This window comes from Microbacterium aquilitoris, from assembly GCF_031932285.1.
GTDB lineage: Bacteria > Actinomycetota > Actinomycetes > Actinomycetales > Microbacteriaceae > Microbacterium > Microbacterium aquilitoris.
The window spans coordinates 519,940-533,351 of sequence record NZ_JAUZVT010000001.1; the positions used below are offsets into that span (position 1 = coordinate 519,940).

At 69.8% G+C, this 13,412-nt stretch carries 13 protein-coding genes; 8 read left to right on the forward strand and 5 right to left on the reverse strand.

Translation table 11 applies throughout. The annotated features are described in order from the left end of the window. Positions 1-18 precede the first annotated feature (18 nt). Positions 19-1,254 carry an MFS transporter gene (locus Q9S78_RS02610; RefSeq protein WP_116227871.1) on the forward strand — a complete coding sequence of 412 codons (1,236 nt, stop codon included), beginning with the start codon at positions 19-21 and terminating at the stop codon, positions 1,252-1,254. A 15-nt stretch (positions 1,255-1,269) separates the two neighbouring features. Here Q9S78_RS02610 and Q9S78_RS02615 read toward each other — a convergent pair whose 3' ends face one another. Beyond that, the gene (locus tag Q9S78_RS02615) at positions 1,270-1,479 is read right to left on the reverse strand and encodes a DUF3073 family protein (RefSeq protein ID WP_018187922.1); all 210 of its coding nucleotides are present in this window, start codon (positions 1,477-1,479) and stop codon (positions 1,270-1,272) included. Positions 1,480-1,625: 146 nt separating this feature from the next. Here Q9S78_RS02615 and Q9S78_RS02620 point away from each other — a divergent pair, with 146 nt between their 5' ends. After that, complete coding sequence (locus tag Q9S78_RS02620) at positions 1,626-2,186, forward strand: universal stress protein (RefSeq protein ID WP_311868726.1); 561 nt, start codon at positions 1,626-1,628, stop codon at positions 2,184-2,186. Here the strand turns inward: Q9S78_RS02620 and Q9S78_RS02625 are convergent, their stop codons facing one another. Beyond that, complete coding sequence (locus Q9S78_RS02625) at positions 2,187-2,789, reverse strand: PadR family transcriptional regulator (RefSeq protein WP_018187924.1); 603 nt, start codon at positions 2,787-2,789, stop codon at positions 2,187-2,189. Between the two features lies 1 nt (position 2,790). Then, positions 2,791-3,642: a DUF4097 family beta strand repeat-containing protein gene (locus Q9S78_RS02630; RefSeq protein ID WP_020097682.1), complete on the reverse strand. Its 852-nt coding sequence runs from the start codon at positions 3,640-3,642 to the stop codon at positions 2,791-2,793. Positions 3,643-3,779: 137 nt separating this feature from the next. On the opposite strand from Q9S78_RS02630, the gene Q9S78_RS02635 reads away from it, so the two are divergent. Further along, positions 3,780-4,535 carry a MerR family transcriptional regulator gene (locus Q9S78_RS02635; RefSeq protein WP_311868727.1) on the forward strand — a complete coding sequence of 252 codons (756 nt, stop codon included), beginning with the start codon at positions 3,780-3,782 and terminating at the stop codon, positions 4,533-4,535. A 107-nt stretch (positions 4,536-4,642) separates the two neighbouring features. Here the strand turns inward: Q9S78_RS02635 and Q9S78_RS02640 are convergent, their stop codons facing one another. Further along, complete coding sequence (locus Q9S78_RS02640; protein ID WP_018187927.1) at positions 4,643-4,801, reverse strand: hypothetical protein; 159 nt, start codon at positions 4,799-4,801, stop codon at positions 4,643-4,645. Positions 4,802-4,986: 185 nt separating this feature from the next. Between Q9S78_RS02640 and Q9S78_RS02645 the strand changes: the two genes are divergently transcribed. The 3 genes from Q9S78_RS02645 (at position 4,987) to Q9S78_RS02655 (ending at position 9,614) form a co-directional block, all read left to right on the forward strand. Next, a complete protein-coding gene (locus Q9S78_RS02645; RefSeq protein ID WP_020097684.1) occupies positions 4,987-5,256 on the forward strand; it encodes a DUF7218 family protein in 270 nt (89 codons plus the stop codon). A 1-nt stretch (position 5,257) separates the two neighbouring features. Continuing rightward, positions 5,258-6,220 (forward strand): DNA topoisomerase IB, encoded by a 963-nt coding sequence (locus tag Q9S78_RS02650; protein ID WP_181900394.1) that lies wholly within the window; start codon positions 5,258-5,260, stop codon positions 6,218-6,220. Between the two features lie 88 nt (positions 6,221-6,308). Continuing rightward, positions 6,309-9,614, forward strand: coding sequence for an efflux RND transporter permease subunit (locus tag Q9S78_RS02655; protein ID WP_311868729.1), 3,306 nt, complete (start codon positions 6,309-6,311; stop codon positions 9,612-9,614). A 3-nt stretch (positions 9,615-9,617) separates the two neighbouring features. Here Q9S78_RS02655 and Q9S78_RS02660 read toward each other — a convergent pair whose 3' ends face one another. Then, positions 9,618-10,526: an aldose 1-epimerase family protein gene (locus tag Q9S78_RS02660; RefSeq protein WP_311868730.1), complete on the reverse strand. Its 909-nt coding sequence runs from the start codon at positions 10,524-10,526 to the stop codon at positions 9,618-9,620. Positions 10,527-10,758: 232 nt separating this feature from the next. Between Q9S78_RS02660 and Q9S78_RS02665 the strand changes: the two genes are divergently transcribed. Together Q9S78_RS02665 and Q9S78_RS02670 are read left to right on the forward strand one after the other, a co-directional pair. Beyond that, a complete protein-coding gene (locus Q9S78_RS02665) occupies positions 10,759-12,963 on the forward strand; it encodes a DEAD/DEAH box helicase (RefSeq protein ID WP_311868732.1) in 2,205 nt (734 codons plus the stop codon). Positions 12,964-12,985: 22 nt separating this feature from the next. Beyond that, the gene (locus Q9S78_RS02670; RefSeq protein ID WP_311868734.1) at positions 12,986-13,411 is read left to right on the forward strand and encodes a GNAT family acetyltransferase; all 426 of its coding nucleotides are present in this window, start codon (positions 12,986-12,988) and stop codon (positions 13,409-13,411) included. Position 13,412 lies beyond the last annotated feature (1 nt).

The following is a 13,412-nucleotide window of genomic DNA, read 5'->3' on the forward strand; positions in this document are numbered from 1 at the left end:
GCCGCCTAGGCTGAATCGGTGACGTCCTCCGATCTCATCGCCGTGCGACGGGGTCGGATCCTCGCCCTCGTCGGCATCGTCCTGCTCGCGTTCTCGCTACGGTCGGCGGTCGCGTCGCTGTCGCCCCTGTTCGATGCGATCGGCGAGGACTTCGACCTTCCCGCCGCCGTCCTCGGTCTCATCGGCACCGTGCCGCCGCTCTGCTTCGCGGTGTTCGGTCTGCTCGCCTCGGGGTTCGAGCGCCGTTTCGGCTTGGAGCGCACGACCCTCGTCGCGCTCGGGGTCGTCGGACTCGGGCTCGTCGCCCGGGCCGCAGCGATCGACGCGTCCGGGCTGCTCCTCGGGTCGGCACTGATCTTCGCCGGCGTCGGTGTCGGCAACGTCCTCGTGCCCGCGCTCGTGAAGAAGTACTTCGCCGACCGCATCGGCCTGCTCACGACCGTCTACACGACGACCATGGCTCTCTCGACCTTCCTGCCCCCGCTGATCGCGGTGCCCATCGCGGATGCCGCGGGCTGGCGCGTCTCGCTCGGGCTCTGGGCCGTCTTCGCCCTGGCCGGGCTCGCGCCATGGATCGTGCTGGCGCTGCAGGCCCGGCGGCTCGCGGCGGCCGCCGACGTCGACCTCGCGCCGGTCAGCACCCGTGTCTTCGGGAGGATGTGGCGTCTCCCCACCGCGTGGGCGCTCGCCACCACGTTCTTCGCATCGAGCGCTGTCGCGTACACATCGTTCGCGTGGCTGCCCAAGATCCTCGTCGACACGGCGGGGGTCACCCCGCAGGTCGCGGGCGTCCTGCTCTCGCTGTTCGCGCTGATCGGCCTGCCGGCCTCGCTCGTCGTGCCGGCGCTCGTCGCACGCCGCGACATCGTGCTGCCGCTGTTCGTCATCGCGTCGGCGTGCGGGGTGCTCGGCGCGGGCGGGCTGCTGGTGGCCCCGGCATCCGCCCCCTGGTTGTGGGTGTCGCTGTTGGGCACGCTGCCGCTGCTGTTCCCGCTGGTGCTGACCTCGGTGGGTCTTCGCACGCGCACGCACGATGCGACCGTCGCGCTCAGCGCATTCGCGCAGAGCCTCGGCTACGGCGTGACGATGTTCATCCCGCTGAGCATCGGGCTGCTGCACGACGCAAGCGGGTCATGGACGGCGCCCCTCGTCATCCTCATCGTGATCTCGCTGCTCGCACTCCCGGCCGGCGTCGTGATCGCGCGACGGAAGACGGTCGAACAGGAGTGGGAACCGCGCCACGGATCGTGGTGAGTACGACCGGGGAGGTCAGGCCTTCTCGAGCGACGGGGAGGAGGATTCGGACTCGTCGTCCTCGTCATCCTCATCGGCGTACTGATCGGCCCACTTGTCCTCGTACTGCTCGTCACCAGGCGCGCCGAGCTCCCGCTCGAGCGCGTTGATGTTCAAGCTGTAGGTGTCGTACTTCAGCTCACGGGCGATCTTGGTGTTCTTCGCCTTTTGACGGCCACGCCCCATGCGTAACCCCCTCATTTCACGAGTGCGGGCTTGGTCCGGCAGCCCGACGCAGTCACAGTCCGGCAGAGGCCGGGAAGAGTAGCATTCAGGGTACCACGGAGCGTTCCCACCGCCCTCGCGGGCGGCGAGCAGGAAGGTGATCTGCCATGTCCGATGCCGCATCGCAGCCGACCGCCCGTCGCCCTCATCGGCCCGTCATCGTGGGGATCGTGCCGCGGCAACCGTCGCGGGTGCTGCGCGAGGCCGCCCACTACGCCCGGCTGCACGGGGCGTCGCTGCTCGTCGTCCACGTCGATGTCACCCGATTCGTCTCCTACGAGGACCCCGACGGGTACGTCCACACCGCGCCCATCAACTTGGACGCGGTCCCCGGCGAGGCGCTCGAGTCCCAGCTCCGCGACGAGGCGGCACGTGCGCTCGAGGGCGTCGACGTCGCGTGGCAGCTCGAGATGCTCGCCGGGGACCCGGCGTTGGCGATGAAGGATCTCGCCGACCGCACCGAGGCGCGACTGATCGTCGTGGGCACCCGCAAGCGCGGGATCGGCGACTCGATCCGGGAGTTCTTCACCGGCTCGGTTGCTGCACGGCTGGCTCACCGTCAGCCCCGACCGGTCCTCGTCGTCCCCACCGGCGAACCGGTGAAGGATGACGAGGACCCGTGGCGCGAACGGCAGTCCTGGCCCGAGGAGCTCTGGCCCGGAGCCTGATCAGCCCCGCGTCGCCCGGCGGACGGCCTCGGCCGCGTCGTCGAGAGCGACCTTGAGGTCGTCGATGACGGATGCCGCGAGGTCGCCGCCCCGCGCGACATGACTGCGGAGGTCGGCGCGCAGCTCGGCACGGAACTCCGCCAGCAGCTCGTCGGCGCGGCGCACCTGTTCACGGGCGGCCGAGCGCGGGTCCGCCGCCGCGGGCTGCGTCGGGGAGGACGAGGGCTGGGATGCCGCGGCCAGATCGGCCTGCAGGCTGCGCATGGCCTCGCGGACACCGGCACGCACCTCATCGGCGATGAGGCGCACGCTGTCGGCGAGACCCGCTTCGATCCCGGCGAGATCACCCGAACGGGCCGAGACTTCGGCGCGACCGGCATCCGTGATCTCGTAGACGGTCTTGCGGCCGTCCACCGTCTTCGTGACGAGCCCCTCCTCTTCGAGCTTCGAGAGGCGCGGGTAGACGGTGCCGGCGCTCGGTGTGTAGGTGCCACCGGTGCGGTCCGACAGCGCCTGCATGAGGTCGTAGCCGTGTCGAGGCGCCTCGTCGAGCAGGCTCAGCAGGTAGAGGCGCAGATCACCGTGCGAGAAGACGGGGGGCATGTCAGTACTCCTCGGCGACGGGCGCGTCGTCGGAGATCGCGGCGGCGACCCGACGGATGACGGTGACGTCGCCCGACACCGTGTTGGCGCGCACCTCGGCGAACGAGCCGCTGAGCTCGCCGACGGTTCCGGTGTAGTTCGAGCCGATCCCGCTCTGCGAGCGGTCGATGCCGTCGACGTGGAGCTTTCCGCTGACGGTGCGGAGTGTGTACTTCGCGGCCACGGCCTCGTCGAGGCGCAGAGTCGCGGCTCCGCTCACGGTGTTGAACGACACGTTCTGGGTGGGGCCGCTGGAGTCGATGAGGACGGCTCCGCTGACCGTGTCGGCGAAGGCGGTGCGGATCGTGCCGACCGCCGTGACGGCGCCCGAGACGGCATTGGCGTTGAGCGTCCCGGTGAGACCGCGCATCTGTACGTCCCCCGAGACGGAGTTCGCCGTCACGTCGCCGGTGAGACCGTCGACGATGATGTCGCCCGAGACGGTGTTCAGCTTCGCGTCGGAGGCGAGTCCTGCGACGAGCGCGCTTGCGCTCACGACACCGAGGGTGAGGGCGATGTCCCGGGGGACCGCGATGCTGATCTCGGCCTGGGGGCCGCCGCTGCCGAAGTTGCGGAAGGACGTGAGGAAGTTGTCCCAGCGCAGCTGCGCGTGGTCTATCTCGATCGCGCCGTCCTGAGCCTCGATGCGCAGTTCCTTCTGCGTGACCGAGTGCACCTCGATGCGGACGCCCGGTTCGTCATGGGCGACGACGTCGATCTGACCGCCGACGAGTCCCACTTTGAGTCGACGGATGCCGTCGAGGTCGATGATGCGGGTCTCCCCGGGCTGGACAAGCCACTTCTCGAGAGTCATGTTGTCTCCTGCGAATGAGCGCGAATCAAGATATATCGCGTTGGAAGGACGATAACACGATATATCTCGAGTGTCGAGATCGTCAGCGACGGTGCGCACTTGACCTTGACGCGGCGTCAACTCTTAGCGTGATCTCCATGACGCGCGAATGGTCGATCCAGCAGCTCGCCCGGCTCGCCGGGACGACGAGCCGAACGCTCCGTCACTACGACCACGTCGGTCTGCTGCCGGCGACGCGGGTCGGGCCGGGCGGCTACCGGTTCTACGACGCTGCCGCCCTGCGCCGACTGCAACGCATCCTGCTGCTGCGCGAGTGGGGTCTCGGCCTGCCGCGCATCGCCGAGATGCTCGCCGACGACGTCCCCGAGGATCAGGCGCTGAGCGCCCACCTCGACCTGCTCGAATCCGAGCGGGATCGCATCGAGCGGCAGATCGCCGCCGTCGCGTCGACCCTCGACGCGAGAAGAAGAGGAGAGGAACCCATGGCCGAGACGATGTTCGACGGCTTCGATCACACCGCCCACCGACAGGAGGTCACCGACCGCTGGGGCGCGGACGCGTACGCACGATCAGACGCCTGGTGGCGCGGGATGCCGTCCGCCGAGAAGAAGCAGTGGCAGGAAGACACGGCGCGGCTCGCCCAGGAATGGGCACGCGCGGCGGAGCGCGGCATCCGTCCCGACTCCGATGAGGCGCAGGAGCTCGCGGCGCGGCACGTCGCGTGGCTCCGCACGATTCCGGGGACACCCGCATCCGAGGGTGGAGACGTCCGCGGCTACGTCCTCGGGCTCGCCGACATGTACGTGGCGGACGATCGTTTCGCGAAGAACTACGGCGGAGCCGCCGGTGCGGCCTTCGTCAGGGAGGCGCTCCGCCATCACGTCGGCGCGTGATCGGATGCCGGACGTGACGAGGCCCCCTCTACCGTGGTCGGGAGGGGGCCTCGAAGCGCTCCTGGGGGAGAGCGCCGCTGACGCACCTGGGGGAGTGCGTCAGACGATCAGGCGTTCTTGCGGAGTACTCGCAGCAAGAATGCGATCAGAGCGATGACACCGACGATGATGGCGACCCACAGCAGGAACTGGAGGCCTTCCGTGATGCCACCCACGATCGCCAAAACGATGGCGATCACGATGATGATGATGAGTGCGAGGTTCATTGGAGGCTCCCTCTGTTTGTCTCCGTTGTCCGCCGGGGCGGGGGTGACGCGGGTGTGCGTCTAGACATTGTTATCAGCGTTCTTTCAGGTGATCACAGGCCCTTGACAGGTTGGCCCTGCGGTGACATAACGTGGCCGCACGCGGGCGATCCTTACCCGCGATCGACACGTGAGGCGGATGCACCATGCCGGCAGGACGCGGCTCGAACAGCCTGAAAGACCCCGAGCTCTACGAGGAGCTCCGCGCCGACGGTGCCTCGAAGGAGAAGGCCGCCCGCATCTCCAACGCGGCGGCTCGCGACGGCCGGAAGGCGGTCGGGAAGCGCGGCGGCGCAGCCGGCGACTACGAGGACTGGACGGTGGCCGACCTTCGTGGACGAGCGAAGGAGCTCGGCCTCAGCGGGTATTCCCGGGCGCGCAAGGCCGACCTCATCGACATGCTCCGATCGCACTGACGTGCCTCGCCTGAAGCGGGTGCGTCCCGGTGTCGACCTCGGCTACCGCCGACTGCGTTCGGGCACCGGGTTCCGATACCTGGATGCCGACGGCAATCCCCTCCCGAAGGAGGAGGCCGAACGCGTCCGCGCCCTCGTGCTGCCGCCGGCCTGGCAGGACGTGTGGATCTGCGCCGACGCGAACGGCCACGTGCAGGCGACCGGCGTCGACGAGGCGGGGCGGGTGCAGTACCGCTACCACCCGCAGTGGACCGCGGGTCGGGACAAGGGCAAGTACGCGCGCGCGCTGCAGCTCGCCGAGGCTCTGCCGCGAGCGCGCGGCCGGGTGACGACATCGCTCCGCCGGGAGGACATCGATCAGGAGCGTGTGCTCGCCGCCGCGTTCCGGCTTCTCGACCTCGCCGCGCCGCGCGTGGGCGCCGAGCGCTACCTCGTGAAGCACGGCAGCCGGGGACTCACGACCCTTCTGCGCCGGGACGCCGTCGTCGACGGAACTGTGGTCGCCCTCCGCTTCCCCGGCAAGAGCGGTCAGCGACAGGAGATGGAGGTCGACGATGTCGACCTCGCAGCGGCCGTCGAACTGCTCGTGGGCGGACGGCCCGCCTCGCCGCTGCTCGCCTATCTGCGCGGGCGACGGCGCGTCGCTCTCAGCCCTCGCGACGTCAATCTCTACGTCCGATCCATGACCGGCGGAACCTTCACGGCGAAGGACTTCCGGACGCTCCGCGGGACGATCACCGCGGCCGACGCCCTCGCGCGGATCGGCCCCACGACGAAGAAGAGTGAACTCGCGCGCGCCGAGGTGCTCGCGGTGAAGGTGACCGCCGAGGCGCTCGGCAACACCCCGTCGGTCGCCCGCAGCTCGTACATCGACCCGCGCGTGTTCGACCGGTACCGTCGCGGCATCCTCCTCGACACCTCGGTGTCGCCCGAATCCGCCATCCGGACGCTCATCCTGTCCTGACACGCCCTCCCAGCCTCGGGCCCTGCGGCGCGTGGGATACTTGCGCGCATCCCCGCACCGCCCCCTGCACTGTGGAAATGGGCCTTCGTTGTCTCACCTCGCCGTCCTGAGCCTCAAGAACCGTGCGCTCATCGCCCTCATCACGATCGTCGCCGCGATCTTCGGAGGCCTCGCTCTCACGAGCCTCAAGCAGGAGCTGATCCCGCCGATCCAGCTGCCGCAGCTGTCGATCCTGACGACCTACCCGGGTGCCTCACCCGACGTCGTCAACAACGACGTGTCGACGCCCATCGAGCAGGCGATCCAGGCGGTCCCCGACCTCGAGTCCACATCGTCGACGAGCACGACGAACGCGTCGATCGTCCAGGCATCCTTCGCGTACGGCACCGACCTCGCGACGGCCGAGCAGAAGATCCTGCAGGCGATCAACCGGATCGATTCGCTGCCGGACGGCCTCGACACCAACGTCCTCGCCTTCTCGACCGACGACCTCCCGGTCATCTCGCTCGCCGTGACGGGGTACGACGACGAGGCCGCCGTCCAGGACCGCCTGGAGAACGCGGTCATCCCCGACGTCGAGGACCTCGACGGGGTCGCGGCCGCCCAGATCGTCGGTGGCCGGACGTCCCGCGTCACGATCACGCCCGACCAGGAGAAGCTCGCGGCCGCCGGGTACACCCAGACGGCGATCGCCGACGCGCTCGACCAGAACGGCAGGCTCTTCCCCGGCGGCACGGTTTCGGAGGGCGACCAGACCCTCACGGTGCAGACGGGCACGAAGCTCGACTCCGTCGACGGCATCGCCGCACTCCCGCTCGTCCCGACCAACGCCGACCAGATCGCCGCCGGCGCACTCACGGTCGGCGACGTCGCCACGGTCGTGCTCGACACCGACCCGGTCACCTCGATCTCGCGCGTCGACGGCAAGCCCGCCCTCACCGTGTCGATCACGAAGCTGCCGGCCGCCAACACCGTCGACGTCTCGCACCTCGTCCGCGATTCGCTCACGAAGATCAAGGACGATCTCGGCAACGGCGCGACCGTGACGGTCGTGTTCGACCAGGCCCCCTACATCGAGCAGTCGATCGAGGCCCTCGCTCAGGAGGGCCTGCTCGGCCTCGCGTTCGCGGTCGTCGTCATCCTGATCTTCCTGCTGTCGGTGCGGTCGACCCTCGTCACCGCCATCTCGATCCCGACGAGCGTGCTCATCACGTTCATCGGCATCCAGGCCTTCGGCTACTCGCTCAACATCCTGACGCTCGGCGCGCTCACGATCGCGATCGGCCGCGTCGTCGACGACTCCATCGTCGTCATCGAGAACATCAAGCGGCACTACGTCGGCGACGCCGACAAGCTGGCCTCGATCCGCCTGGCGGTGCGCGAGGTCGCGGCGGCGATCACGGCATCCACCCTCACCACCGTCGCCGTCTTCCTCCCCATCGCGTTCGTCGGCGACCTCACGGGCGAGCTCTTCCGTCCGTTCGCGCTGACCGTCACCATCGCGATGCTCGCCTCGCTGTTCGTCGCGCTCACGATCGTCCCGGTGCTCGCTTACTGGTTCCTGCGGCCGGGCAAGCCGGTCCTGGATGCCGCGGGCCGGGCCATCGACCCCGAGGACCCGACCGCCCCGCCGAGCCGCTTGCAGAAGTCGTACCTGCCGGTGCTGCGCTGGACGCTCCGCCACTCCGTCGTCACCCTGCTGCTCGCCGTCCTCGTGCTCGGCGGCACGATCCTCGCCGTGCCGCTCATGAAGGTCAACTTCCTGGGCGATTCGGGCCAGAACACGTTCACCGTGACCCAGAACGTCGGCGCGACGGCGAGCCTCAGCAGTCAGGACGCCGCGGCGAAGCGCGTCGAAGCGGTGCTCCTCGACGTCGACGGCGTCGACACCGTCCAGACCTCCATCGGCTCCTCGGGTTCCGCGCTCCGCGACGCCTTCTCGGGGGGTGGCACGGGCATCACCTACTCGATCACCACCGACCCCGACGCCGATCAGGAGCAGATCCGGACCGACGTGCAGAAGGCCGTCGCCGACCTGAAGGATGCCGGTGACGTCACCGTTGCCGCTGCACAGGGCGGCTTCGGCTCGAGCGACATCGAGGTCGACATCACGGCGCCCGACGCCGGGGTCCTCCGCGACGCGACCGACAGGGTGGTCGCCCAGCTGAGGGACGCCGACGGCGTCGACCAGGTCGACTCGAACCTGTCGGCATCCCTCCCCTTCGTCTCGGTCGCCGTCGACCGTGACAAGGCAGCGGAACTCGGGCTCTCCGAGGTCGCCGTCGGCGGTCTCGTCGCGAACACGATGCAGCCCCGTCAGATCGGCACCGTCGAGATCGACGACTCCACTCTCACCGTCTACCTGCAGGCGTCCGAGATCCCGAAGACCATCGCGCAACTGCGGGCGCTCGAGATCGCCAGCGCGTCGGGTCCGATCCGGCTCGACGAGGTCGCGACCGTGGCGCAGTCCGAAGGCCCGTCCTCGATCACGAGCGAGCGCGGTCAGCGGACGGCAACCGTCACGGTCACGCCGTCGAGCGACGACCTCAACGCCGCCAACGCGACCGTGACCGCGGCGCTCGCCGATGCGGACCTCCCGCAGGGAGCGGACGCGGAGGTCGGCGGTGTCGTCACGCAGCAGCAGGATGCCTTCGCGCAGCTGGGGCTCGCGATCCTCGCCGCCATCCTGATCGTCTACATCGTGATGGTCGCGACCTTCAAGTCGCTGCGCCAGCCGATCCTGCTGCTCGTGTCAGTTCCGTTCGCGGCGACCGGCGCGATCCTGCTGCAGATCGCCTCGGGCGTGCCGCTCGGGGTGGCCTCGCTCATCGGCGTGCTGATGCTCGTCGGCATCGTCGTGACGAACGCGATCGTCCTCATCGACCTCGTCAACCAGTACCGCGAGAAGGGACTGTCGACGCCGGAGGCGGTGCTCGCCGGTGGCGCTCGCCGTCTGCGGCCGATCCTCATGACGGCCCTCGCGACGATCTTCGCGCTCACGCCGATGGCGCTCGGCATCACCGGGCACGGCGGCTTCATCTCGCAGCCGCTCGCGATCGTCGTGATCGGCGGCCTCGTGTCGTCCACGGTGCTGACCCTGCTGGTGCTGCCGGCGCTCTACAACCTCGTCGAAGGCGCCAAGGAGCGTCGCGCCGCGAAGCGCGGCGACGTGGTGCCGGCGGTCGCCGGTGCGTCGGCGGGCACCCCGGCGCCGCTCACGCGTCGCGCGCGACGGGATGCGGCATCCGCTGCCGTCACCGGTGCGGCGGCCGTCGACACGGCGCTCGTCATCGAGGAGTCGCCGGACGTCGAGATCCCGATGGACGAGTCCGCTGCCGTCGAGGAACCTGTGGTTCAGGAGCCGGGCGCGGAAGAGTCGCGGCGCGAGGAGTGAGGGTCAGTCGGCCTCGGTGAGGTCGACACCCCACTCGAGCGTCCACGTCTCGCCGGGCGCGAGTCGGCGGAGGCTCCGGCCCGAGTTGAACGCGTCGGCGGGCGCCGTCATCGGTTCGATCGCGACGGCCACGTCGTGGCCGGGGAACCGGTCGGTCGTGAACACCTGCACATACTCGAAGCCCTCGCCGGCCCACACCGTCAGACGCCGCGAATCGGGTGCGACCAGATGAGCCTCGATGCGGCCGCCCCGCCGGGGGAGCCCGGCGAACGCGACGTCGAGCGACAGGTCGCCGATGCGGCGCGGTGAGCTCAGATCGTGGTCGTCGTCGACGGGCTCCTCGGCGACCGGGATGTTCTGCTCGTCGAGACGGAACCACGTCCGCGCCTCGAGCTGCAGCGACAGGTCGGCAGTGTCGACGTCCGAGATGCGGAAGTAGGGGTGGGTCCCGACGGCGACGGGCGCATCGCCGTCTCCGACGTTCGTGACCGCGTGCGTGACGCGCACGCCGCGCCCCTCGAGCGCGTAGGTCACCCGGTTCTCGAGGTGGTACGGGTACCCCGTCTGTGGGAACACGTCGGCTCGCAGGGTGAGGGCGGCATCCGTCCGCTGTTCGGCCCGGTACGACGCGAACCGCAGCAGCCCGTGCGACGCGTTGCCGAACTTCGGCTCGGTGATCGCGAGCTGGCGGAGCTCGCCGTCGTCCTCCCAACGGCCGTCGCGGATGCGGTTCGGCCATGGCACGAGGACGATGCCGGATGCCGCGGGTGTTGGCACGTCGTCGGGGTAGTCCGGCACGAGATCGACATCGCCGACGCGCAGCGCACGGAGCGCGGCGCCGACCTCGGTGATCTCCGCGGAGACGTCGGCGGCGTGGAGGCTGAAGCGGGTTCCGGTGGGGTCGGCGGCCATGCGGCCAGCGTATCCGCGCGGCGGCTTCTCAGGTGGGGCGGGTATCGTGGAGCAGTCGGCGGAGGACACCGCGCTGTGCGCGGGCATCCTGTGTAGTCCTCGGGGCCGATCTCGAAACCCGATCCGCGGTTTCGGAACCAGTAACTGGAATGGCCCCCGGCCGACGGAAGTCCGGGTATCACCGTGCGTGGCGCACGGCGCTGTTTCGTGCGAGAACTCAGAAAGCACACGCATGCCCAAGAACAAGAAGCCGGCCGGCGGCCGCGCGCAGAACTTCGAACCCCGCTACGGCAAGAAGACCTCCTACCAGGACGCGAAGCGTCGCCCGGGTCAGGCCTCCGCCGGAACCACCGGCAGCAAGAGCCCCAAGCACCGCGGCTTCCGCGCCGCCGAGGAGTCGGCACCCGCGAAGGGTCGCTGGACCGAGCAGGACCGCGCCGGCCGGGCCGAAGCCCGCGGCATCCGCTCGAACAGCCGCGGCGACCGCGGTTTCGACGACCGTCCCCGTCGCGACGCCGAGGGCGAGCGCCCGCGTTTCGACCGCGCCGAGCGTCCCCGTTTCGATCGTTCCGGTGGTGCTGAGCGTCCGCGTTTCGATCGGAACGAGCGTCCGGCTCGGTCGTTCGATGACCGTCCGCGTCGCGACGACCGCACCGAGCGCCCTCGTTTCGACCGCAGCGATCGTCCGGCGCGCAGCTTCGACGACCGTCCGCGTCGGGATGACCGCGCCGAGCGTCCCCGTTTCGATCGTTCCGGTGGTGCTGAGCGGCCGCGTTTCGACCGGAACGAGCGTCCGGCTCGGTCGTTCGATGACCGTCCCCGTCGTGATGACCGGACCGAGCGTCCGCGCTTCGACCGCAACGACCGCCCCGCGCGTTCGTTCGATGACCGTCCGCGTCGTGATGACCGGACGGAGCGTCCGCGTTTCGACCGCAACGACCGCCCGCAGCGCGATGACCGTCCCCGTCGTGATGACCGCACCGAGCGCCCCCGTTTCGACCGCAGCGAGCGTCCGGCGCGCAGCTTCGACGACCGTCCGCGTCGGGATGACCGGACCGAGCGTCCGCGTTTCGACCGCAACGACCGCCCGCAGCGCGACGACCGTCCCCGCCGCGACGACCGGCCCCGCCGCGACGAGCGCGCGAACCGGTCGGATTGGCAGGCTGCCGAGAAGTCGAAGGCGCACCAGGACCACGTCGACGTCGTGCACGAGCGTCTCCAGGCCGAAGCGGTGGATGCCGCATCCGTCGAGCAGGCCTCGTTCAGCGACCTCGGCCTCGGCCAGAACATCGTCCGGACCCTCGAGGGCCTCGGCGCCACGAGCCCGTTCCCGATCCAGGCGGCCACGGTCCGCCCGATCCTCGATGGCCGTGACGTGCTCGCCCGTGGCCGCACCGGCTCGGGCAAGACGATCGCCTTCGGCGCTCCGCTCGTCGAGCGCGTGCTGCGCGGTCAGGCCGGCAAGCGCCGCGCCTGGGGCCGTTCGCCGCAGGCGCTGATCCTCGCGCCGACGCGCGAGCTCGCGCTGCAGATCGACCGCACCGTGCAGGAGCTCGCGCAGAGCGTGGGACTGTTCACGACGCAGGTCTACGGCGGCGTGCCGCAGGGCCGTCAGGTCGGCGCGCTCAAGAAGGGCGTCGACATCGTCATCGGCACTCCCGGCCGCATCGAGGACCTCGAGAAGCAGGGCAAGCTCGACCTGTCGGAGGTCGGCATCGTCGTCCTCGACGAGGCGGACCACATGAGCGAGCTGGGCTTCCTCGAGCCGATGCAGCGCATCCTGCGCCTCGTGCAGGATGACGCGCAGAAGCTGCTCTTCTCCGCCACGCTCGACCGAGAGGTCGCCGCGCTCGTCGACGAGTTCCTCGTGAACCCGGCCGTCTACGAGGTCGCCGGCGAGACGCAGGAGACCAGCACGATCGATCACCGCGTGCTCGTGATCGACCACCGCGACAAGGCCGAGATCCTGACCTCGCTGGTCGACCGCGACGGCAAGACGCTCGTCTTCACCCGCACGCGCGCCTACTCGGAGATGCTCGTCGAGCAGTTCGAGGATGCCGGGATCGCCGCCGTCGCCCTCCACGGCGACCTGAACCAGGCCAAGCGCACGCGCAACCTGCAGCGCCTGACCGACGGCAAGGTGAACGTGCTCGTCGCGACCGATGTCGCGGCCCGCGGCATCCACGTCGACGATATCGACCTGGTGGTCCAGGCCGACGCGCCCGACGAGTACAAGACGTACACGCACCGCTCCGGCCGCACCGGTCGCGCCGGTCGTGCCGGCACGGTCGTCACGCTGATCACCCGTCAGCGTCGTCGGCGCATGACCGAGATGCTCGAGCGCGCCGAGATCGACGCGCCGTTCGACGAGGCGCGCGCCGGCGACGACGTGCTCGAAGAGATCACGGGTCGTCAGGCCGCGAACGTCGACGCCTGAGATCGCTCACTAGGGTGGGCGGATGCCGATCGTCATCCGCCCCCTCGGTGATCCCGACGTCGAGCCGGTCGTGTCGCTGTGGCACGCGGTCGGCCTGACGCGTCCTTGGAACGACCCGCACCGCGACATCGCGCGTGCCCGCGCCGTCTGGCCCGACCTCTTGCTGGTCGCGTCCGACGGCGTTCGTGTCGTCGGATCGGTCGTGGCCGGCTACGACGGACACCGCGGGTGGCTGTACTACCTCGCAACCGATCCGGCGCGCCGCGGTGAGGGCATCGGACGGATGCTGGTCGCCGAAGCCGAGCGTCGACTCGAGGCACTCGGCTGTCCGAAGGTGATGCTCATGGTCCGTGAGGGCAACGACGCCGTCACCGACTTCTACGACACGCTCGGCTACGCCCGCGACGCGACCTCGGTCCTCGGCAAGCGCCTGATCGCGGACGACTGAG